General features: G+C 34.6%; 18 protein-coding genes, 1 tRNA gene and 2 pseudogenes. 11 read left to right on the forward strand and 10 right to left on the reverse strand.

The features are described 5' to 3' along the window. Window position 1 precedes the first annotated feature (1 nt). Window positions 2-1,720, forward strand: a complete 1,719-nt coding sequence (locus AAGD89_RS05465) for a cation:proton antiporter (protein ID WP_341808065.1) — start codon at window positions 2-4, stop codon at window positions 1,718-1,720. A 119-nt stretch (window positions 1,721-1,839) separates the two neighbouring features. Here the strand turns inward: AAGD89_RS05465 and AAGD89_RS05470 are convergent, their stop codons facing one another. Next, window positions 1,840-2,784 carry a hypothetical protein gene (locus tag AAGD89_RS05470; RefSeq protein WP_341808066.1) on the reverse strand — a complete coding sequence of 315 codons (945 nt, stop codon included), beginning with the start codon at window positions 2,782-2,784 and terminating at the stop codon, window positions 1,840-1,842. 104 nt (window positions 2,785-2,888) lie between these two features. After that, window positions 2,889-3,431, reverse strand: coding sequence for a CDP-diacylglycerol--glycerol-3-phosphate 3-phosphatidyltransferase (pgsA, locus tag AAGD89_RS05475; protein ID WP_341808067.1), 543 nt, complete (start codon window positions 3,429-3,431; stop codon window positions 2,889-2,891). Between the two features lie 143 nt (window positions 3,432-3,574). Between pgsA and AAGD89_RS05480 the strand changes: the two genes are divergently transcribed. Continuing rightward, window positions 3,575-4,897 carry a malic enzyme-like NAD(P)-binding protein gene (locus AAGD89_RS05480; RefSeq protein WP_341808068.1) on the forward strand — a complete coding sequence of 441 codons (1,323 nt, stop codon included), beginning with the start codon at window positions 3,575-3,577 and terminating at the stop codon, window positions 4,895-4,897. A gap of 244 nt (window positions 4,898-5,141) precedes the next feature. Next, a complete protein-coding gene (locus tag AAGD89_RS05485; RefSeq protein WP_341808069.1) occupies window positions 5,142-6,917 on the forward strand; it encodes a hypothetical protein in 1,776 nt (591 codons plus the stop codon). Between the two features lie 153 nt (window positions 6,918-7,070). On the opposite strand, the gene fabZ is transcribed toward AAGD89_RS05485, so the two are convergent. The 4 genes from fabZ to rseP are packed head-to-tail and all read right to left on the reverse strand — an operon-like array spanning window position 7,071 to window position 11,578. Next, window positions 7,071-7,514 carry a 3-hydroxyacyl-ACP dehydratase FabZ gene (fabZ, locus tag AAGD89_RS05490; RefSeq protein ID WP_341808070.1) on the reverse strand — a complete coding sequence of 148 codons (444 nt, stop codon included), beginning with the start codon at window positions 7,512-7,514 and terminating at the stop codon, window positions 7,071-7,073. A 12-nt stretch (window positions 7,515-7,526) separates the two neighbouring features. Continuing rightward, window positions 7,527-8,105 (reverse strand): OmpH family outer membrane protein, encoded by a 579-nt coding sequence (locus AAGD89_RS05495; RefSeq protein WP_341808071.1) that lies wholly within the window; start codon window positions 8,103-8,105, stop codon window positions 7,527-7,529. After that, window positions 8,106-10,445 carry an outer membrane protein assembly factor BamA gene (gene bamA / locus AAGD89_RS05500; RefSeq protein ID WP_341808072.1) on the reverse strand — a complete coding sequence of 780 codons (2,340 nt, stop codon included), beginning with the start codon at window positions 10,443-10,445 and terminating at the stop codon, window positions 8,106-8,108. Window positions 10,446-10,453: 8 nt separating this feature from the next. Continuing rightward, window positions 10,454-11,578, reverse strand: a complete 1,125-nt coding sequence (gene rseP, locus AAGD89_RS05505) for an RIP metalloprotease RseP (RefSeq protein WP_341808073.1) — start codon at window positions 11,576-11,578, stop codon at window positions 10,454-10,456. Between the two features lie 99 nt (window positions 11,579-11,677). Between rseP and AAGD89_RS05510 the strand changes: the two genes are divergently transcribed. From AAGD89_RS05510 to AAGD89_RS05525, 4 genes are all read left to right on the forward strand, one after another. Beyond that, window positions 11,678-11,935 (forward strand): succinate dehydrogenase assembly factor 2, encoded by a 258-nt coding sequence (locus tag AAGD89_RS05510; protein WP_341808074.1) that lies wholly within the window; start codon window positions 11,678-11,680, stop codon window positions 11,933-11,935. A gap of 160 nt (window positions 11,936-12,095) precedes the next feature. After that, a tRNA-Lys gene (locus AAGD89_RS05515) sits at window positions 12,096-12,168 on the forward strand. A gap of 19 nt (window positions 12,169-12,187) precedes the next feature. Then, complete coding sequence (nuoF, locus tag AAGD89_RS05520) at window positions 12,188-13,450, forward strand: NADH-quinone oxidoreductase subunit NuoF (RefSeq protein WP_341808934.1); 1,263 nt, start codon at window positions 12,188-12,190, stop codon at window positions 13,448-13,450. Between the two features lie 138 nt (window positions 13,451-13,588). Beyond that, entirely contained in the window at window positions 13,589-14,656 is a 1,068-nt protein-coding gene (locus AAGD89_RS05525; RefSeq protein ID WP_341808075.1) for a hypothetical protein, read from the forward strand. Between the two features lie 212 nt (window positions 14,657-14,868). On the opposite strand, the pseudogene AAGD89_RS05530 reads toward AAGD89_RS05525, so the two are convergent. Further along, window positions 14,869-16,155, reverse strand: a pseudogene (locus tag AAGD89_RS05530) (IS4 family transposase). Window positions 16,156-16,523: 368 nt separating this feature from the next. Beyond that, window positions 16,524-16,940, reverse strand: a complete 417-nt coding sequence (gene ndk, locus AAGD89_RS05535) for a nucleoside-diphosphate kinase (RefSeq protein ID WP_341808935.1) — start codon at window positions 16,938-16,940, stop codon at window positions 16,524-16,526. 109 nt (window positions 16,941-17,049) lie between these two features. Here ndk and AAGD89_RS05540 point away from each other — a divergent pair, with 109 nt between their 5' ends. Both AAGD89_RS05540 and hemH read left to right on the forward strand, forming a co-directional pair. Beyond that, window positions 17,050-17,964 (forward strand): hypothetical protein, encoded by a 915-nt coding sequence (locus AAGD89_RS05540; protein WP_341808076.1) that lies wholly within the window; start codon window positions 17,050-17,052, stop codon window positions 17,962-17,964. Then, the gene (gene hemH / locus AAGD89_RS05545; protein WP_341808077.1) at window positions 17,961-18,998 is read left to right on the forward strand and encodes a ferrochelatase; all 1,038 of its coding nucleotides are present in this window, start codon (window positions 17,961-17,963) and stop codon (window positions 18,996-18,998) included. Before AAGD89_RS05540 ends, hemH begins: the two co-directional genes overlap by 4 nt. Before the next feature lie 303 nt (window positions 18,999-19,301). Here the strand turns inward: hemH and AAGD89_RS05550 are convergent, their stop codons facing one another. Beyond that, the gene (locus AAGD89_RS05550) at window positions 19,302-20,606 is read right to left on the reverse strand and encodes an adenylosuccinate synthase (protein WP_341808078.1); all 1,305 of its coding nucleotides are present in this window, start codon (window positions 20,604-20,606) and stop codon (window positions 19,302-19,304) included. Between the two features lie 233 nt (window positions 20,607-20,839). On the opposite strand from AAGD89_RS05550, the pseudogene AAGD89_RS05555 reads away from it, so the two are divergent. Both AAGD89_RS05555 and AAGD89_RS05560 read left to right on the forward strand, forming a co-directional pair. After that, window positions 20,840-21,366, forward strand: a pseudogene (locus tag AAGD89_RS05555) (transposase family protein); the annotation flags it as partial. A 158-nt stretch (window positions 21,367-21,524) separates the two neighbouring features. Further along, window positions 21,525-22,448, forward strand: a complete 924-nt coding sequence (locus AAGD89_RS05560; RefSeq protein ID WP_341808079.1) for an RluA family pseudouridine synthase — start codon at window positions 21,525-21,527, stop codon at window positions 22,446-22,448. Window positions 22,449-22,461: 13 nt separating this feature from the next. Here the strand turns inward: AAGD89_RS05560 and AAGD89_RS05565 are convergent, their stop codons facing one another. Next, on the reverse strand, window positions 22,462-23,838 hold the full coding sequence (locus tag AAGD89_RS05565; RefSeq protein ID WP_341808080.1) for an iron-containing alcohol dehydrogenase: 1,377 nt from the start codon (window positions 23,836-23,838) through the stop codon (window positions 22,462-22,464). Between the last annotated feature and the right edge of the window lie 16 nt (window positions 23,839-23,854).

Raw genomic sequence — 23,854 nt, forward strand, 5'->3', positions numbered from 1 at the left:
TATGCACAGCACCTCTCAACACTTATTTGATATTATAATTGTACTCTCTGCTGCTGTATTCATAGTCATAGCATTTTGGAAGATGAATATTAGTCCGGTACTTGGTTATTTTGTTGCTGGAACATTGATTAATCTTCCCGGGTCAGAATTAATACACTCAGCTGAAATAATGGAGAATCTTGCAGAATTTGGTGTAGTTTTTTTATTGTTTATTATAGGCCTTGAACTAACATTTGAACGATTAATTGCCATGCGCATCCATGTATTTGGGTTTGGTTCTCTTCAAGTTATAGTTACAACAATAGCAATATGGTGCGTTGCTCGTGCTTTTGAGGCAGATTCAAAGACAGCACTGGTTATCGGTGGTAGCCTTGCATTGTCATCAACAGCTATGGTATTGCAGGTTCTACAAGAAAAAGGTCATCAGGCAACACAAGTAGGTAGGTTATCCATTGCCGTACTTTTATTACAGGATTTTGCAGTAGTCCCTCTGATAGTGTTTATAAACATACTAGGTGGCAATTCTGAAGGTGGAATTATAAGCTCATTAGGACAGTCATTAGGACAAGCAGCTATCGCTTTAGTGTTGATATTCATAGCTGGCAGGCTACTCCTTAGACCTCTATTTTCAGTTATTGCTAAAATGGAAAGTAATGAAATATTTGTAGCAACGACACTTTTGATAGTACTTGGAGCAGCTTATGTTACTGAACACTTTAATTTATCGATGGCACTCGGAGCATTCGTTGCTGGATTATTAGTTGCAGAAACAGAACATAGACTTTCGGTAGAACATGCAGTTTTACCATTCAAGGATTTATTTCTTGGGCTATTTTTTATGACTGTTGGCATGTCTATGGATATTCAACTTCTATTCAATCAATTACCTCTCATTACTCTATTATCTATTATCCTTATTGTTTTAAAAACATCCATAATATATATTTTATGTAGATTTTTTGGATTTAAGGGTGCACCTGCTATACAAGCGGGGTTATTACTTGCTCAAGGTGGTGAGTTTGCATTTATTTTATTTCGTTTAGCCAGTGGACTGGAAGTATTAGACAAGGATGTTGCTCAAATACTTATGATATTAACTACAGTAACAATGGCTTTCACTCCTCTTTTATCAGGACTCGGAGATTGGATAGCAAATTCATCAAGTAGTGAAAAAGTAATCTTAGACGATGAAGCGGTGGTAACAGACACACAAGACCTTCACAATCATGTGATCGTTGCTGGATTTGGTAGAGTTGGATACATGGTAACAAAAATGCTTACTGCGGAACACTTAAGTTACGTTATTGTGGATATTCAATCAAAAATAGTTAAAGAAGGAAAAAGTGACGGTTTTCCTATATATCTTGGTGACGCTACGAGACCTGAAATTTTAAAATCAATAGGAATAGAAAGAGCGCAAGCCCTTGTTATTTCAATAAAAAATGAGGTCACTATAAAAAAAATTGTTTCTTTAGTTGCAGCAAGTTTTCCACATGTGAATATTATAATACGTCTACCAGATCTAAGTGATGTAGAAGTTTATAAAGATCTAGGGGCTAGTAAAATTATTCCTGAAACGTCTGAGATAGGATTACAGTTAGGTGGAGCTGCGCTCAGCTTAAGTGGAATTAGCGAAAGTGGAGTTACATCTTTAAAAAGCAGATTTAGAAAAGGCAATTATAGTATGCTAAAAGACCTTGGCAGTGAAAAAGATGAATAAATTGTCGATAATTCTGAGCTTATTAGCTTTTCCAACTGTTATTTTAATGTTTTATCTAATGGTATTTAAACCTGTTATAAATTTGAGAATAAATTAATAAATTTTTGGGGCTCTCATAGTTACGCTCCAACAGCTGCTCCTCCTCCTGCTCCTGCTCGTGTATTACTATTAACGCCTAAGCCCAATGAAGCGCCTTTTCCACTAACTTTCACATCAGTTAGCTCTTTGCTGTAAGCACGTATAACCAATACCTGTACAATTATAAAAAGCGCAATACCTGCTAACCCTAATGCATGATCAATAGCAGATGACGTTGATAGCATTAACATTATCCTTCTTACTAAGAATATAGAAGAACCAGCAAGTGTTAATCCTGCTACAAACATATTGCTGTTAGTTTTTTTGGTATGCTCTTCATCAGGATTAGGACTTTTCACTTCTTCAGCTGCATGTTTGTTATACTGTTTAATATAAGAAGCCAGAGCTATAAAAAAAGCAACAAAATTGGCAATAAAAAAGATTGCATCTCCCGCTACTTCTGCCCCTCCTGCTTCAAATGATGACACTTCACCTATTACTCCAGCTATGATAGTTAATGTGGTAATTGCAACCTCAATATAGTTTAAGCACTGACCTGCATCATTAAAAAAGTCATACTTTACATTTTTTGCTTCTTCTTCGCTCCCAATATTCTCCAAATTCTCCAATTCTTGTTCTTTTTGTGCTATCTTTCTATTATTGTAAATTAAATATAGTGTACAAAGAAGAGATAAGACTGTAAAAGGAAGTATGGTATGGCTTAGTACACCACTTATAACGCCAAGCAGCATTTGATCGCTACATACCGCCTCTAGCTCAGTAGCCATGAATAGAGCAAACGGTATCATCGTAGCAAGCAATAAGTATTGTCTACGTCGCTCCCGTTCTTTTAGCGACAATAGTTCTTGCTCTAATTTTTCTTTTTTGACTTCTTTATCGACTGTTGGCCAAAAATCTCGAAAAAAATCTTCTACTTCAGGCTTAGAAGAAAACCAATTTTTAAAGCTATTTGTGGTACTAGTCATACAAATCCAATGAATTTATGAACTAGCATATTATACAGGATTGTAACTACTTAGTCAATATTATTAATATATTAATCATTCATATTAACCATTTTTCAGGAAATTCAATCAATTTGTTTTATACCAACCATAACATAGTTATAACCGGACCACATAGTGATAACTGCTGCAATCCATAGACAAATCTCACCTATATATTGAGTTGCTTCATAGTTATCGATTATTAATGCTACCACAGCAACCATCTGCAAAAATGTTTTTATTTTTCCAGCTTTGCTTACAGGTAAGCTAACATTTGTAGCTATAAGAAATTCCCGTAAGCCTGAGACTAATATCTCTCTACAGACAATTATAATTGAAGGTAGTATTGTGAAATCATTTATTTTTTGCTTGTAAACCAACATAATTATTGTTGAAACTACTACTAATTTATCAGCAATTGGGTCAAATAATCTACCGAATTTTGATTGCACTTTCCATGCACGTGCTAAATAGCCATCAAAAAAATCTGTAATGCACGCAAATATAAAGATTGATATTGTTATTAGATTCGCATATTTACTTTCTATATAAAAACTTAATATTATTGCTGGTATCGCAAGTACACGTGAGATTGTAAGCAAATTAGGTAAGTTTTTCTTAAGCATTCAATATAATTTGAACTAAGTATGATAGACTTATACAGGAGCAGAGTAGAGTCCACAAGCTAATAGTTTACAATTGAATATTTATAAAAATTCCATATACTTAAAAAATTATTGGCCGCGAGCTCAAATATAAGGACGTAATAATGAGTGATGATTTAGATAGCACTACAAAACAAGAGGCACTTAAATACCACAATAGAGGCGGTAAACCTGGTAAAGTTTCTGTGCTCCCAACAAAACCTTTGTCTACACAGTATGATCTGTCGCTTGCTTACTCTCCTGGGGTTGCAGCTCCATGCCTTGAAATAGCTAAAAACCCTGAGGCAGTCTATGATTACACCGCAAAAAGCAACTGCGTTGCAGTCATTTCAAATGGCACAGCAGTGCTTGGACTTGGCAATATTGGCTCTCTTGCTTCAAAGCCTGTAATGGAAGGTAAAGCTGTTTTGTTTAAGCGTTTTGCTGATATCGACGCTATTGATATAGAGGTAGATACAGAAAATATAGAAGATTTCATTAATGCAGTAAGATACCTTGGGCCAAGTTGGGGAGGAATAAATCTTGAGGATATAAAGTCCCCGGATTGCTTCATAATAGAGAAACGTCTGAATGAATTGATGAACATTCCAGTCTTCCATGATGATCAGCATGGAACTGCAGTAGTAGTTGCAGCTGGTATGATAAATGCCCTTGATATAATAAATAAAAAAATAGAAGATGTTAAAATTATCATGAACGGTGCTGGAGCAGCTGGCATAGCTTGCCTTGAAATATTAAAATCTATGGGAGCGAAAAACATAGTACTTTGTGACAAACAAGGAGTAATCTACACAGGCAAAAAAGAGGATATGAATGAATGGAAAGAAAAATATGCAGTTCATACTTCTGAACGTTCTCTACTTGATGCGATAAAAAGTGCTGATGTATTTATTGGGTTATCTGCGAAAGATGTGTTAAATGAAGAGATGTTAAAGAGCATGAGTAAGGACCCAATTATTTTTGCCCTTGCTAACCCTGATCCAGAGGTAAGGCCTGAGTTTGCCAAGTCTGCGCGACCTGACGCAATAGTTGCAACTGGTAGATCAGATTACAATAATCAAGTTAATAATGTAATGGGATTTCCATATATATTTAGAGGAGCGCTCGACGTACGTGCAACAACAATAAATGCTGAAATGAAGATAGCAGCAGCAAATGCAATAGCTAAACTTGCACGTGAGCCAGTGCCAGATGAAATATCTGCAGCCTATGGTGGTCGTAAGATGAGTTATGGACGTGAGTATATAATACCCACTCCGTTTGACCCTAGATTAATTTCTACAATATCTCCTGCTGTTGCAAAAGCTGCAATTGACTCTGGTGTTGCAAGAAAAACAATACAAGATTGGAATGAATATGAAAGTCAATTAAAATCCCGCCTTTCTAATGTTCTTGATGTATTAAATTTACTAGCTTCACGTATGTAGATATACAATTTCAGAGATACTGTCTCTCATGTCAAACAAATTATCCATCTAAACAACCATCGCCTATAAGGCGATAGGTTGCCATTAAGTTAAGGAATAAACGGTTAAAAACTAGATCTCTTTCGAAACTCATATAGGTCTACATGAATTTCAACAGAGGCCTAATATCGACAACAGATTTAACACTAACTTAAGAATCGAGAATATACAATTATAATATATTTAATTAATAGTGAGGTTAAAAATGTCACCTAGTGAACAAGCAAATCCTGTTAGAGATACTGGATTTCAACAACAAAAACTACAAAATAATCTTACTGAATTATTACAAAAATCAGTAAAAGATTTTTCTAAATGGTCTACAACGAAACAAATGGCAGCAGTAAGCATAGTGGGTGCAGTATTTTTTACAGCGCTTCCAATTTTACCACTTATTATTACAGGTGCAGTAGTGGGTCTTGCTTTGTTTTTTACTGTAAATGCAGTTTTAAGAACGTTTCAAGGAATTCAATGGTCAGGAAAAAAAACAAAAGATGGCATCAAGTATGTTGCAAAGGGAGCAGTTAAAGGATTTATGTATTCAAAAGACAAAGTAGTAGAGGGTTGCGAACACTTAATGGATTCATTAAGAAGCGGTGCAAGTCGTGCAGCAAATGCTACAGCAGATAAATTGTATCGCCTTGCTGGTGAAACTAACTATTTAGACGAAATAAAAAAGTTTACTCCAGAGGAACTCAAGAAAGCCAATGACGTAAAAAAGGACATGAAAGGAATTTTTGCTGATGAAGAGAATAATTCTGGGTTAGTTAAAAGTATACTTTCTGAAATTAGATCAAAAATTATACCGCAAATAGATTCAAAAATAAATGAATCTAAAGATCTACTAAAATCAATGAAAAAAATCATGCCAACAGATACAAAAGCAGCAGAAGAAGGCATACAAGAGTTGACTAAAAATATAGAGAAACTAGAAGGTCAGAAAAAGTTTGTTAATGACTTAAATACAGGAAAATTACAAAAACTGCTCACAAAAAGGTCATTGCCTAAAGATAGTTATTTTATCTATAGTATTTTCCATGAGAATTATGATGAAATTAAGGATATTATCAGAGAAGAAAAATTTCATGCTTCTGTGAGACATAATAATACAGCAGCAAAAACTCGCGGTAGAAGTAAAAGTGCCCCTGCACAACCCACTAGCAGCTTACCAAAAAGTGGTTCATCAAACTCACTAAATTCTGTAAGTACTAACGGAAGTACAGCAGAATTGTTGAATCCTAAAAAGCACAAGGAGATGAAGCGATCAAGTTGGTTTTCATGGCCTATAAGAGGTAAGTCAGCAAAAAAGAAAACTACAAAAATTGGATATCAAATTTTCTCTGAGCCATCTCCAGTGAAAACTGCAACAACAAGAGCTAATCGTAACCCTTCTCAAGCTCGTGTTCCTATTCCAGTTACGCCACCAAAGCCACCTAGAGCTTTCATGACTCGCAGTAATTCTTCTGGAAACTTAAATAGCTCTATGAATTATCCAGAAAGACTCAATCCATTTGTAGAGACTGTATCAACTGGACCTGACTATGATGAACCACTTAGAATTCGCAGTAATTCCTCTGTAAGCTTAGCTTCAACTGATACCTTTGTAAGTGCTATGGGTGACAGTGTATCCACAGATTCCTTTAGTGCTTTTCAGGGAAGTGAAATGCCGAAAGCTCCACAATTGCCATTAGATGGTCAAATACCTACAATTCGGAGTGAATCACCTAGTACTGACAGTGGAGTGAGTTCGGCTGGTTCTTCTACGCCAAAAAAGTTCAGTTCTATGGGGAACATAAATAATCACTCTGGACCGCAAGTGCCAGTTAACCAAAAAGAGTTTTGTGAGAAATGGAACAGTTTAACAGGCTCTTTGAAAAAATTAGTACCACCTAAGAGTCAAACGGACCTTCCTAAGGTTCAACATCCAGCATCTGAAGTACCAGGTGTTCCCTCAAATAGTTCCAGATCTACCATCCAATAGTTAAAGCTATTCAACTTCCTAAAAAGGATGTTACTTAACAAGTAACATCCTTTGAATCTCCTTTAACCCTTATTTGCATCTTCAGCTATTTTAGCTCTAACATCTCACACTATAGACAGATACAATCTTAATCTATAACCTTTCAAAAACACACTACTTTACATTTCGTAACATAGCTAAAATTGTTGCTTCTGCAACCTTTTCTTCTCCCACATATGCAACGCATTCAAACTTGCATGCACCGAGGCGTGCATTTTTAATGTTAGATTGAAGGATTAATGTATCCCCTGGAGTAACAGGTTTTCTGAATTTTGCATTCTCAATGGACATAAAATAAACAACTGTATTTTCTATTGTATCCTGAATCCCTCCACTCAGAACACATATTGCAGATGCTTGAGCTAGTGCTTCAATGATCAAGACCCCAGGCATTACCGGATGGCCAGGGAAATGACCAATAAAAAATGGCTCGTTGAATGTCACATTTTTAATCGCTTTTATACTTTTACCAGAGTCGCATTCTATAACCCTGTCTACCAAGAGGAATGGGTAAGAGTGTGGTAATATTTTTATGACATCACTGATGTTAAGCTGCATAATATGCTAAGCCTATTTCTCAATTTTTAAAGCAAACCCTGGCATTTCTTTATTTATATTGTTTAATACCACGTCTGATAGATCAACTTTATCCATAGAATATAAAACTTGATTTTTCTTTGAAATAAATAGTACCAAACCTATGTTGTTTTTTTCTGCCGTTTTTTTAGTAATTTCTTTTATTTTATTAAAAATGCTATCTACTGCACCTCTATAACTTTCTTCTAAGTTTGACATTTTTTTAGCATAATCATCTCTAGCTTTTACAGCGAGCTTGTTAAATTCCTCTGTCTTTTCTTCTTTAGCCGCTTCTGACAAAAGATCAAATTCTTCTTTTGATGGTTTGAGTTTTTCTAATTCTTTTTCAAACTCCTGTTGTAATGCAGAATTTTTCTCTTTTATTTGCTGTTGTACATTTTGCAAAGCAAGAGACCTATTAATTACTTCATCACTATCAACAATGGCAGTGTGCATATTAAACGTACCACCATGTTTACCTTCTAAAGCTTTATATCCTAAAAATACAAACGAGGAAATAGCTAAAGCAGTAACTAAGCCAACAACTAATATAAGTAATTTTATACATTTCATTTAAATCCCCACTTCGACAGAAAACCTAACATTTGGCGAAGGTATTATATCATAATCTTCTTTTACTAAAGGAAAGCCAAAATCCAGTCTAAGCCTACCTCCAAAAGGGGAAGGCATTGAGAAACCAAAACCTGGCGATACTCTTATAAGCTTACTATCCTGATACTTATCATCCTTATAGTCTAATCCAAAGAGCGTTGCATAGTCAACAAATATTGAGCCTTTAACACCAGCACTATCGTATAATTTTGGTAGTGGAAAATCTACTTGCTGCGTTAAATTAAAATAAAATTTCCCTCCCAGTGAGCTGCCTGGCTTTTCTGGATCATCATTTTTTTCTCTTGGGCCAATGCCAGAAATTTCAAATCCTCTAATTTCATTACCACCTTTAAAAAAGTGCTGGCCAATATTTAATGGCTTATCGGTGTAAGAAAAAATGTAACCTGCAGCCATTTTAAAGCGCAGTGTTATGTCATCGTCAATTTTAGTGAATATAGGATGTGCATAAAAGGATAAGAATTCGGATTTTATAAAATTTGTATTTCCTCCGAGTCCCGAGGTATCTTGACTGAGGCGCAATAAATATCCTTCTTTTGGAGCATATAAATTATCTAATTTATTATATGCTAATGTATAGCCTACTGATGAAATTATATTTTCACTGTTCTTGTCTTTTATTATAGAAGATGTTTCTTTACCTGCATCCAGGTGTATGTGATTATACTTATAAGAATAACGAATCGAATTAGTTAAATTTTCTATAACTTTATATGATAACTTTGTTGAAAATCCCATGTCACAACTGTCAAAGCTACTATTTGGTTTGGTGTCTGTGTTATAAAATATACTAGCACCAAGTGATGTATCAGAATCATTAAAATTATTTTCAACAATCTCTATATTAGTTGAAAACGAGTAGTCATTTTTTTCAAGAGCAAAAGCAAGCTCTTTACCGCTGCCAAATAAATTATGCTCTTTTACATCAACCTTAAGAATTTTAATAAATTTTTCATTAATATAAGATAACCCACCTGATAATGATACTGAACCAGTAGTTCTTTTTTCTTTTACGTTCAAGTCAAGATTTACTGCACTATCATTGATTGGGTAACTGTTTATTTTCACCGTTTCAAAAAAATCAGTACTGATCAGCTTTTTGCGTGATTTTTGAATCTCTGATATATTATATGCATCACCCTCTGCTATAGTTAATTTACTTCTAATCACTTGATCTAAAGTACGATCATTACCATCAATTGTAATTTGGTTTACATAAATCTTTTTACCTGGCAATACTTTGTAAGTTATATCCACAACATTGTCACGCTGTGCATATTCTGAATTAACTTTTGCAAATATATACCCTTTCTCATTTAAATACTTACTTATTTTTTCTGCTGTATTATTAATTTTAACTCTATTGAATATTTTATTGCTCTCTTCTGTTGTAAATTTCAATATTTCTTCTTTTAAGCTTACATCTTGAATTTCAGCTTCAATATTAACTTCATTATTTCCAAATAAATATTGCTGTCCTTCATCAATCAAAAAAGTTAGCTCTATTTGATTGCTATTATCAACCTCAGCAATTGGCTGAATGCTATTCTGAATATATCCCTTAGATGAATAAAAACGGTCGAGCAACTCTGTGTTAATCAACAAATGTTGTGGTGAATAATGATCTCTACCTTTAAAAATGGCTCTAAATAACTTACTAAATATGTCATTACTATGAACTTTAATAACTTGCTCCAGCTCACCTTCAGAAAAATTTTTATTTCCTATAAATCTTATATTCTTAACTCTAGATGTTTTGCCTTCTTTTATTTTAAAAATTAGATTGATTCTATTACTATCAAGCTTTTCCAGCTCATACTCAACTTTAACGCCGACTTTGCCATTATTCCTATAAGTGGTAACCAAATTCATTAAATCGCTTTGCAACTTTGTTTCAGTGAAAATAGTTAGTGATTTTGACTGAATCACATTATTTAGTAGCTCTTTGCTATTAAATAACTTATTGCCCTTTAATATGATCTTATTAATCAGTGGATTTTCTTGAATTTTTACTACTAGATTTTTTTCCTCATCAATATAAGCGTTAACGCTAGCAAACAACTTTGTTTTATATAGATCTTTTATAATTGAGTCTATGTCATCGTCGTTTGCATAATCACCAGATTTTAGTTTTATATAGAACCCTATTGTCTGGTTGCTTACACGCTCATTACCAATACACTTGACATCTTTCACCTGCACTTTTTCCGCAGTTTCTAAAGCAACAACCAGGGCAGAAAAAGAAATAAAAACCACTACCAGTATATAAAATAGCTTTTTCATATTTTATTTCAAAAAAGATCCCTAATATCATTTGACATTCCAGTTGCCATAAGCAAAAACAATACTAAAGCACCAAAAATAGCTGCATATTTTTGACATTTCAAGCTTAAATCCCTACGTATAACTGCTTCTATGGCATAGCAAAATAAATGCCCACCATCCAATAGTGGGATTGGAAGTAGATTAAACACGGCTAAGCTAGCTGAAATAACTGCCATAAGATACAAAACCATAGTAAACCCCTTCCTAGCTGATTGACCTGAATATTTTGCTATTGTTATTGGTCCACGTAACTCGCTTACACTTCTCTTACCAATAATCATTTGAAAAACAGCTTTGGCTGTTGAGCACATAGTGTGGTAAGTTTCACTTATTGATAAGTTTACAGCTCCGAGAAAAGATGACTGCTTGAGCCCCGCCATATTAACTGAAGTAATCCCTATAGTTTCTCTCTCTATTATATTACCAAAAACGTCTTTATCCTCAATTGTTATTGGGGTAAGGCTAGTTCTACGCTCTTCATTATTTCTGATATAATCAATTTCCATTCTTGTCTTAGGGTTTGACATTATGATGCGTGAAATATCTTCAAAGTACTTTATTTTATTCTCATTAATTTGCGTAATAGTGTCACCAGGAAGCAAACCAGCTTGTTCAGCTGCACTGCCTTCGATTACATTTCCGATAACCGGTGGAGTGCGATAATAGCCTGCCGTGCTAAAAAATATTGTAAAAGCGATAACAGTAAATATTATGTTTGCAAAGGGTCCTGCAAAAACCACTGCTGCCTTTTGATAACGCGGTTTTGTATGAAACGAATGTAATCTTTCTTCTTCAGTCAATTTTTGTTGATCAGCTGGAACGCTTGCTGCATTAGCATCACCTAACATTTTAACATAGCCACCAAGCGGAAAAACACTCAATTTCCATCTGGTACCAGACTTATCATTAAAAGCAAAAATTTCACGACCAAAGCCTATAGAAAAAGATTCAACTTTAACTTTGCACGCCTTAGCAACAATATAATGTCCATATTCATGTACAAACACTACAACAGAAATTATCAAGGCAAATGACAAAAAATAATGTATTCCATCGCCAAGCTGATGAATGAAACTTGAAATTAACTCCACCTGTATATTTAAATCTTAACAAAATATTAAGTATATTAAAGCACACCTCACTTGACAAGCGTTTAATTTGATCTTTAAATCAAAGAAAATTTAATTGTAATGACTGATAACTCACTGCTTAGAAGAAAATTGATGTATAGAAGTTGGCATAGAGGTTGCAAAGAAACCGATATACTTTTGGGATATTTCGCATTAGCACATCTTAATAAATTTTCTCTGAATGAGTTAGTTGAATATGAAAAGATAGTCGATCTTGATGATCACGAATTATATTGTTATATAACACGCAAAAAGAGCCTTCCTTCTGATTTAAATAGTGAGATGATTAATTTAATTGCTTGTTTTACCAAGGCATGAGCACAGAAATTATGGGATTAAACAACCAAGCCTATACTTTTTAACTAAATTATAACCAGCGCAGTATATTATACGATTTATTTAACCGCGTATAAAAATTTTAGTTTGATTAAAACAGATAAAAGCTGTATTAATACTCATTATAGCTGAAAAATGAAATGATCCCGTAGCTCAGCCGGTAGAGCAACTGACTTTTAATCAGTGGGTCACGCGTTCGAATCGCGTCGGGATCACTCACAAATTTTAAAAAACATGCTAAAAGCACAGGATAAAATATTCACTAATTTAAACGGCAAAGAAAGTCCTTTATTAAAAGGCGCAAAAAAGCGTGGCACTTGGCAGAAAACTAAAGATCTACTGAATTTAGGATCAGAAAAAATCATTGATGAAGTGAAAAAATCTGGTTTAAGGGGCAGGGGAGGAGCTGGATTCCCTACTGGCCTTAAATGGAGTTTCATGCCAAAAAATCGCCCAAAAGAACAACCGACATATTTAGTAATAAATGCAGATGAATCAGAACCTGGTACATGTAAAGATAGGGATATATTGCGATATGAACCGCACAAATTACTTGAAGGAATTGTGCTAGCTGGCAGAGCGATCAATGCATCGGCTGCTTATGTTTATATCAGAGGTGAGTTTTATAACGAATATTTAATTTTAAAAGAAGCACTTGAGGAAGCCTATAAAGAAGGTCTAATAGGAAAAAATGCCTGCAAATCAGGCTATGATCTTGATGTGTTTATTCACAGAGGTGCCGGTGCTTATATATGCGGAGAGGAAACAGCCCAACTTGAATCAATCGAAGGCAAAAAAGGATTTCCTCGCATGAAGCCTCCATTTCCTGCAGGTGTTGGACTTTTTGGTTGTCCAACTACGATAAACAACGTTGAAACTATAGCAATGGTGCCGGATATCTTAAGACGTGGCGGTGAATGGTTTGCATCCCTTGGGAAACAAAACAATACTGGTACTAAAATATTTTGCATTTCAGGACATGTAAATAATCCGTGTAACGTTGAAGAAGAGCTTGGAATTCCACTGCGTGAATTAATTGAAAAATATGCAGGTGGAGTCCGTGGTGGCTGGGATAACTTGCTTGCCGTGATACCAGGTGGATCTTCAGTGCCATTAATTCCAAAATCTATATGCGATACCATTGAAATGGATTTTGACTCACTAAGGGCAGTTCAATCAGGGCTTGGTACAGCAGCTGTGATCGTAATGGATAAATCAACTGATATAATCGCTGCAATAGAGAGGTTATCGCATTTTTACATGCATGAATCCTGTGGGCAATGCACACCATGCCGTGAGGGCACCGGGTGGATGTGGAGAATTATGAAAAGAATGGTAGCAGGAAATACTAAGCCCGGTGAAATAGACAAATTACTTGACCTTACAACTCAAATAGAAGGGCATACCATCTGTGCATTTGGTGATGCCGCAGCCTGGCCAGTGCAAGGGCTAATCAGACATTTTCGTCATGTGATCGAAGAGAGAGCAACAGCTTAATTCTGTATAAAAATCCACCTATAGCATAGTCTTATATAAAAATTTACTTAATAATCGTTTATATTGAAGTTGACTTTAATAAAAATTTAACCTTATGATAGTATCAATACATTTAATTTCGTATTGGAGAGTGCTACGTTGGAAGCTGTAAAGAAAACTATAAAAAGAAAATTGAGTAAAAGAACACCAGACATAAGAGATATAGTTGCTAGTAAAATAGATAGTGGAGAAGGAGATAACTCTGTTACACTTCGTAGCTATACTGGAAGTCCGAGTACGCTTCAAAAAGTGATAGCAGCAAAAACAATGACTATAGGAGACATTCAGTCAGAATTGAAAAAAGCTATCAAAAAAAAACTCCCTTATAATGTCATATATTTAGTAAGAAATAACCGCGAAACAATAAACGAAGAAATCAATTCAGGTAAGAATAGTGAGATTATAGACTTAGTAAACGAAGCAGCTGATATTAAAGCTGGCAGTAAAGGAAAGACTGCTTATCAAATAGCTGAGGATAAGGATAATAAAGAATTTCTAGAAGTCGTAGATAATGCACGTGAAAAAAAGAAGATTTTTAGTGTAAGTCAAAAAGCTGATGCGAACTTACCACAAAAACAACAAATTGTACCACAATCGGTAGCACCACGTGTTATAAATTTGAACCGTCGTATGAGTAGAACATTAAACGATCTCACAAAAGTTGAGAGATCAGAGATGAGTAAGTTGTTAAGTAAGTCAAGTCCATCTATTGGTATTAATAAAGGCGGAGAACAAGATGATAAAACAGTTATGCCAAATGCTCTGGAAGCTACAGATGAAGACGGTGAAACACTACAAGATATTGCGGAGACAACCGATCACAAAGGTACTGAATTGCATTGGCCAGGTGGAAACGATTTACAATCATCAATAGATAGAGACGATTTAAAGTTAATTTTAATAGATGGTGTTACACAAGCAGTACCACTAGCCTTATCACAATCACCTGTAAGGCCAAGCCTACCTGACAACGATGCAGATAGTGGCATATATTCTCCTGGATCAAGTCCTAAAAAAGCTCAAGATAGTCTTGAAGAAAGCGTGGAGTTACTAACAAGTAGAAGCAGTAGCTTATCATTAAGCATAGAAAGTTTAAACTCAGGTGATGATGAAGAAATCAGTGATTTATCACGAACAGAAGGTGTAATAAAACCTCACTGCCATTAAGTTAAGGAAGGAATGGCTAAAAATTGAACAAAAAAGTTTGTAGTGATTAAGGAGTTATGGCAAATGCTAAAACAAAATAGAGCAAACTTTAAAGTAGATAAACTCTTAGATGTAAATTAGTTAAGAAATAGCTTATTTAAAAGTCATTTTACAGAAGATTTGACAAAAGTTGCTCCAGGAATACTGTCTTTCAGAAATGAGTAGGGTAGTATTCAAAATACGTGTTTTCTAGCCCTTTTTTGGTAATTGAGTGAACGAACATCAGATATCTTATGAAGATCAACTTTCCTCCCCTTCCTTACAACTAAAGTGTTTGTTAAAAATAACTTAGATAATTGCTCCATAACGCAATCCATGTCCGATTCTGTAGAAAAAATATCGAAAGCTAAGTTTTTAATTGCATTAAATGAAACAGATTTATTAATGCTTTTTTCAAGCTTACTATCAGCTAGGTCTGCATTCAATGCCTCTTCTACATCTTCTGTCATAATACTTTCTAGGTTGCTAATAAAAATGGTTGACCAAAAATCCTGCTTAATAGTTTCAACACTTTTACCTGTAAAATTCTCTAAGCCTAACCTTCCTTTGAGTTTAGAAAAAAATGTTTCTATTCCCCAACGTAAGTAGTATAACTCTTCAAATTCCTCAACCTTAAATTGCTGCTCATCTAATAATGATGTAATTAGCACTTCAATTTCACCAGAGGAAAGTATGATTTTAACTAGCCTAAATTCCATTTCATCAGGTAATCCTAGCTTTCTTAGCTGCCTTGCCACTTTAATAGGTGCAGTAGCTACTGCTATTGTACTAGAGGGACTGCCCGGCTTAAACATATCGTTTACTTCACTAAAAGATGAACTTGGACAACGAATTACATAATTAATTTTCCTTTCCGTAAGCTCGGCAATAAATCGATAAGATACATACCCTCTATCACAGATTAGTAAGTCATCTGAACTGAGGCTTTCAAGCATATCGGTTGCTAAATCAACTTCATAACTGTCACCTCTACTTAACACCGATTTTATTGCAATATTATTTAGCACATCATAACAAGCTTCAAAGGTTGCACTTGTATAATCTTCAAACCTCTGAACTCCATTCCATACTGCTCTTAAGCCAAACTACTCTATTACCTCATCACTTTTTGGTAGAATTAATATAGAAGCATCAAATGCAAGTACCCTGAAACCATGGTGAGTTTTAAACTCCTGATCCTGGTAATATAGGGAAACTACATCATCATTAAGTTCTGAAAATGCAGTATACTTTAGCTTCTGTCTTACTTGGGTAAAAGCACTTGCAGTAACTGTATAATCTCTCATCGTGTACAGAATAAATTCATTGAGCATCACTTGTAATGATTTCACACTTTTTCTGAAAATCAAAATGAATACATCAATAAAAGGCAATTTTCTTTTTCGTAGAAAGTCTTTTGGTGATACTTTGTGATCATTTATAAAGTTTAAACTTATCAATTTATTTTTTATGAATTCGATTATTGTTTTTTTTACTCATATTATTTTTCCTTTAAGTTTAGGAATTTTACTTGATTTATTAATATAGTCCATCCTTTTCTCTTAACTTAATGGCAGTGAAGGCAAAATATCCCTATCTTTAAATCTTTCCGCCTGGCTGTTGATTCTGCCTTCTCATGAATCATTCTGATTGTTGAGAGAAGAGCTATACAAGAATTTCGGGCAAATTTAGTTATGTGCACCGCTTTACATCACAAGGGCCTTGGAACCCAGATTAAATTACTGATAAATCTTTCAGTTTTATTTAGGGCAAAAACTATTAAGAGAGTTTGCTAATAAAGTCCCTTAAGTTAACGCCATTGTGTGAGCGGTTACAAGGTAATCGCCTGTTATAACTCACATTCAGCAAAGAAGAAAGCTATCTCCCTATGAGCGTTTTCTATACTATCAGAACCATGCACTCTATTTTCGCTGATATCATCAGCAAAATCGCCTCTGATTGTACCCTTATCCGCTTGTTTTGGGTCAGTAGCTCCCATGATTTTCCTGTATTTACTTATAGCATCTCCACCCTCTAAAACTTGAATAATTACAGGACCAGAAGTCATAAATTCGACTAACTCTCCAAAAAAAGGCCTATCCTTGTGAATTTCATAAAACCGCTCTGCTTGTTTTTTTGTGAGTAACATCATCTTTTGCGCTATGATTTTCAGCCCAGAATTTTCAATATAAGAGTTTATTTTGCCAGTAATATTATGTCTAACTGCGTCTGGTTTTAATATCGAAAGTGTCTTCTCAATTGCCATTTTATTTCCTTGAATGTGTCTATAAGTTGATACTACTGGAAATTTTTGTTCTACAAAAGTGATTTTTTGACTACAATATATTTGCATATAAAATATTATAGGGGCTAATGTGGCTGGTTGTTGTAAAAAAACTAATAATACTACCAATCAACAAAATTTGACTGCTAAAAAATTAGTAAACATCTTTAAAACATCAATTTTTTGTGGAGCAAAAGGATCTTTGACTTTTAGTTTAGCCTGCTTAAGTTATTTAGAGTATAGCTTGTGTGAATACATGCTTAGGAAAAACAATAATCAAGAAGACAACGGGCCAAAAATCAAAACAGTTCAAGCTTGCCTAAATGAAGATAGTGTTGCTGAAGCAGAAGTGAGAGAAAAAAAATATAACCCATATAGATTTTTAAAGAAAGGTGCTGCTTTTGCAATGAAAAGAAACATTATTCCATTTATTGAGATGATTACCATAGTGCCATTTGTATGCTTCGCACTACCAACTATGATACCAGGTATAGGTCTTCTTCAATGCGCATTGATATGTGCTACTTTGATGGTGGCTACGTGTTTTATTGTGAGAAGTTTTAATCTGCGTGAAAACCTGATACACAAATATGATAAATATACTCAAGAACAAATCGACACAGCATTCAGAGATAACGATATCGCTTATCCTATTTTTAATAAAGATAGAAAGCATATTCAGTATAATTCACCAGAGCAAGGACAATTATTAAGCGAGAAGAATAGTACATCTTTCTTAGTGAAACTTTTAACCTTTCCACTCAAGGTTTTGCAAAGTTGTATATTATTTTCTCTAGCTGCTGTTGAATTACTTGAAGCAGTACTAAATCTCTTTGTTGATATGGTTTGTGATAGAAGCTTTAAGGATACGATAAGTAGTTTACAAAAGTCAGGTCATTTATTGTATGCTAGCGCAAGAAATGTAGTTCCTATAAGTAGATTTGACGAGCCTGTAGCTGAATTTATAGGTAATCCTAAGGCTTGTGGCGGTTGTATTTCACAGTGAAAACGGCAGTAATTTTATTTAATCTTGGCGGGCCAGATTCGCTCAGTGCAGTTCGTCCGTTTTTGTTTAACCTTTTCTATGATAAAAGAATAATCAACCTATCAAATCCTTTTCGCTTTTTATTGGCTAAGTTCATCTCTGCTAGGCGAGAAAGTACTGCACAAAAGATATACGAAGAAATAGGGGGTAAATCACCAATTTTGGAAAATACAGAGATGCAGGCAGAAGCGCTAGAAAAAATGCTTAATGATCTTCTTCTTTCTCATCAAAGTAGCTCAACACTGGGATCTAGAAAAAAAAACTGGATTCCAGTATCAAGTACTGGAATGACACCAGACCTAGCTAAAGTATTTATTTGTATGCGTTACTGGCATCCCTTTGCTGATGAAGTTGTACAAAGTGTAAAACAATTTGGTCCTGATGAAGTAATTTTATTACCGCTATATCCTCAATATTCAACTACTACAACTTTATCATCTACCGAAGATTGGCAAAAAAATGCTAAAAAACACGGGTTAAAGTGTAATACAAAAATAATTGATCATTATCATAATAATGAAGATTTCATTGCAGCTCACACTGAACTGATAGCTAAATATTATCAACTAGCCAGCAAAATTGGTAAGCCAAGAGTCTTATTTTCAGCTCATAGTTTGCCTTTAAGTGTAATTAAAAAAGGCGACCCTTATGCTGCGCAGGTTGAGGAAACCGCAAGGTTGATAGTACAAAAGTTAGCTATAAATAATTTAGACTGGTTAGTATGCTATCAAAGCAAAATCGGCCCTGTAAAATGGCTTGAACCAAGTACCGAAAATGAGCTATCACGTGCAAAAGCTGATAATGTACCAGTAGTTATAACACCTATAGCTTTTGTTTCTGAGCATTCTGAAACACTTGTTGAACTTGATATAGAATATAAAGAAATCATCAAAGATGGATATTACTTCCGTGTTCCCACTCTTAGCATTAGCCCATTGTTTATAAAATGTTTGGCTGATTTGTGCATAGAAAAGTCCTCTTGTATAACAAATTGAAGGAATAGAAGGAACGTCGTATTGTCTTGGCTGGTACATACAAGATTTGAGCCAGCTTTAGCTAGGAGTTTATGAAAAGGATTCAACTTCATTTAGCTTAAAAAGTGCCGTATTATTGAGATTTAACATTTAGTTTAGAAAGACTATACTTCCAGAGACCTGCTGCGAAGCAGTATTGGACTAGCTAAAACATGAGATAACCCAAAAGTACGGTAAGTTAAAACCCGTACCGCAAGTTCACAGTTCCGGCAACAATATTGAATCTCATGTTATATTTTTTCTGATTTCATGCGTAGGTCCCGGCTAGCTATACCAAACACCCCCAAAGAATTCAAAGCTTTTAAGTTCTATAACATCCTCTCTTTTAGGGCTGGTTGAAACTAAATGAATTGGAACGCCTATTAACCCCTCTATCCTTTCTATATATTTTATCAAATTAACAGGTAATCCCTCACTAGATCGCGTACCTTGTGTATTTTCTTTCCAACCTGGCAACTCTTCATATATTGGCTCTAACCTTTCTTGTATCGAATTTGAAGCAGATAAGTAATCATATGATATGCCATCATATTTATACCCAGTACATATTTTTATTGTGTTAAAAGAATCAAGAATGTCCAATTTTGTCAATACAACACTTGAAACTCCAGAGAGCTGTACAGCCTGTCGAACTAAAACTGCGTCAAACCATCCACAGCGTCTTCTTCTGTTACTTACCGTTCCAAGTTCCTTACCTATAGTAAATAAACTATCACCCACTTCATTTTCCTGTTCACTCGGGAATGGTCCATTACCAACTCTTGTTGTATAAGCTTTTGCCACTCCAATCACATGTGTATTAGAAGACAGTCCTGAGCCTGTTATTGCTTGTGACGCTACGGTGTTACTTGAAGTAACAAAAGGATATGTGCCGTGGTCGATATCTAAAAATGTACCTTGAGCACCTTCAAATATTACCCTCTTACCTTCTTTCACAAGGTCATTTAGCACTTTCCATACGGTTTTTTTATATTGAAGAATTTTTTTCGAAATTTCTTGAATTTCTTTTAATATTTCCTCTTTTTCAATTATCTTATAATTAAGGCCTTTCCTGATAGCGTTATGATAATTCAGAAGAGTATCCACTCTTTTATCTAGCTCATCTCTGTTCTCTAAATCGCAAAGACGTATTGCTCTCCTTCCAACTTTATCTTCATAACATGGACCTATGCCTTTATTCGTTGTGCCGATTTTGTGATTTTCATTTAAATCTTCAAATAGCTTTTCCTTGTCTTTATGTACACTCAGTATGAGAGGGCAACTTTCAGATATCATCAAGTTGCTCGGATTTATATCTATATCTTTAGTTTTTAATGATTCTATTTCTGAAATCAAGGCATGTGAATCAAGAACAACGCCATTTCCTATTATAGATATTTTACCCGTCCTTAAAACAGCAGAGGGCAATAAATTTAATTTATATACTTCGTCATTCACCACTATGGTGTGGCCAGCGTTATTTCCGCCTTGAAACCTAACAACTACATCTGCACTTTCAGAAAGGTAATCTACTATTTTACCCTTACCTTCATCACCCCACTGAAGACCGACAATTACAATATTATTCATCACTATTTTTTAGATCAATACTTTAATACTAATGCAATACATTATAAATAACAAGACTGAACTGATTTACCAATCCCAATTCTGGATGGCTTTAGCCCCCCTGCGAAAAGTAAAAAACAGATGAAAAACACTAAAAAGTGTATAAAATGAAAATTTTAGAAGAGTAAAATAGCAATAAGTTACGCAAAAGTTGCAAAAACCCAGTATATTTTCAGGCAATTAACGGGTCTGACAATATTACAAAAGATAGAACGCTGACTCCAGAGAGGATTTAAAAATTTTAGCAGACGTTACGGAGCAACCGATACAGCGGCCGAAAGACAGCAAAAAACGTAAGAAAAGTTATTCCGGAAAAAAGAAAACAACCACGGTAAAAACCGAAATTGTGATTGAGGGAAATGGGCAAATTCTGTCGATTTCAAAGTCACATCGAGGTCGAATGCATGATTTTCGCATAAGAAAACAGGAAAAATTGTTGCCCAAAGATAGCATAAAATATGCCGATTCTGGCTATCAAGGTTGGCAGAAATTGCAGAAAAACGTTGTGATTCCGTACAAAAAATACCGTCAAAAACCGCTAACGGAGGGGTGAAAGGAGCAAAATCGAAATTTGGTGTTGTTCAGAATGCGGATGGAAAATAAAATGCGCGAGATAAAAATATTCAAAATAATGTCAAATGTTTACAGAGATTTTCAGAAGAAATACAACTTGAGATTCAATATTATTGCTGGAATTGTGAATTTGAGACATGGGTTTTAACACCTTTCGGGCTGGGGATTTCTTACCAGATTTTATCAGCAATTTGCTTCACGTTGTTTCGCAAGGGGGCTAATGTCTATTAGTTCTTATAGGCTCATGATAAGATGACAAAATTTCAAAAAGGATCTACTATATAATCTTTTAAAATCTCAGCAAAAGTGACGCAGAGTGTAAAAACCATATTAGTAGACGAAAATGATATCAGGTTGGATAGGTATATAAGGAGAATTTTTCCCGATCTAAAGCAATCTGTAATTGAAAAGTCTTTAAGAAGAGGGTTAATCAAAGTTGATGATTGTAAAGCTAAATCCAGTGATAGAGTAAATTCTGGTCAAACAATAACACTGAAGTATTTAGATCACATCGGTAATGCTAATTCTGATCGGAAATATAATGAAAAATTAGTAGAGCTATTAAAAGAGAATATATTATATGAAGATGAATATATATTAGCTATCAACAAGCCTGCAGGGGTGATTGTTCAAGGTGGTATAAAGGTAAAAATTAGTATCAGCGACTTGCTTGATCAAATAAGGGAGGGCGAGACATTTAAAATTGTCCATAGGCTCGATAGAGATACAAGTGGAGTGATAATATTTGCGCGTAGTGCTGAAGTTGCAAGGTATTTAATGGAAGAATTTAAAGGACGTAAGATCAAGAAAACTTATTTAGCATTAACTGTTGGTATACCAAGTAAAAGCAGGGGAATAATAGACCATCCATTAGTGAAAAAATATATCTCCGGTCAAGAAAAAGTTGTTGTTGATGAAAATTCCCCTCAAAACGCTACTACGCGTTTTTCAATTATAGCAAAACTGGAGCATAATGTTGCTTACTTAAAACTACAACCGATCACTGGCAGAACCCATCAATTACGCGTACATTTAGCTCATATAAATTGCCCTATTCTTGGTGATGGTAAATATGGTGGCAGAAAAGCCTTTGTTGATGGAATAGCAAATAAAATTCACCTTCATTCATATTCTTTATCTTTAACATTGCCAAACAATAAAAAAATTACTATTACTGCTCCAGTTCCTGAGCATGTTGAGAAGTCTGTGAAAACACTTGCATTTGGTTAAGGTAAACTTCTCTTCACAAAATTTCACTCCCTTTTATACAATTAGCCAAGTCAAGAAAGGTAAATCTATCCCTTGTAGCAAAAGCGAGGTTGACCACTTTGCAATACTGTTCTTTGTTCCAACCAAGGTGCTCTGGTAAATGTGGAATTGATAGCTCTTCAAATACTTTCTGCAACCGTTTTGCGGGCAGTAAATTTTGCTTAATTAAATTGGAAATGTTGTTCCATTCTTTGCGAATAATCTCTTCAATTTTTTGCTGTATAATTTGCTTCTGCTCTAAAATTTTCACAAATTCGATATTACTAAAACACTCTATTACGCGCTTTGCATCTACAGCTCTTGGTTTGATAATCGGGTTTTTTATTGATAATATTTTTTCCTGCAAATTAGCCATGGTTAAAGTTGTAACAGCAACTTTTTCACCATGTAGTGAGAAGTGATCTTTAGTTACTATTTCCATTGCATGAGCTATCATATGCTCTCCTTGACTTGCAGAATAACTACCCTTTGCAATCACCATTCCAAGTCCTGAAATCAGTAGAGCCTCCATTAATAACAGAATTGTATCTCTATCTTTTTCAATAAATTTTATATAGTCTCTAAGCAGAATTTGTTCTAAGTCGTGTGTAAGTGAGAATGGTAATTCGTTATATTCTGTACCAAGTAATAAATTAGATAACAACCAGTCAGCTTGTACTGTTGAACGACAAACAAAATCTGCAAAACCACTTAACGTAAGACGTAGTGGTGCATTGGTGAGTATATTTATGTCAATATATATTGCCTTTGGAAGGTGTGCTTCAAATGATTTTTTATGTCCGTTCACTAATATGGAAGCGTTTGCAGAGGTATATCCATTCATAGAAGCGGCTGTTGGAAATGATATGTAATCCTTTCCTTCAAGATAACTTGCGTATTTGCAGATGTCATTAATAGTACCACTGCCGAATGCAACTATTAAATCACTATCCTTTGCTTCGCTCCTCACTAAGTTTACAATCTCAAGAGAAGCAATAACACCACTGTCTGGTGTCATTCCAGCGCTTTTTTTCCTGTCATCCGAGTAGCGGAGACTGGGATCCATCTTATTTTCATCATGGACATTGTTTTTGATATATGTTCCTAGGATCCGCTGCCCATTGTATAATTTGCAAATATGTTTATACCTGGATCCCAGTGTCACGCACTGGGATGACAAAATTTGATGAGAAATTTTATTTAATGCATTTTTACTTAAAAGTTTTGCTGTATTATCATCTGCAACTAAAAAAACTTTATTTCCATGCTGTTTGCATATTTCATGAATATTATCAGCAAGATAATAGTCTACTATTATTTCCTTTGTAAAAGTGTGTTTGGTTTGGTGTAATATTTGTTTTAAATAATTCATAGAGTGTTTACAATAT

The sequence above is a fragment of the Wolbachia endosymbiont (group E) of Neria commutata genome, from assembly GCF_964026735.1.
Classification (GTDB): domain Bacteria; phylum Pseudomonadota; class Alphaproteobacteria; order Rickettsiales; family Anaplasmataceae; genus Wolbachia.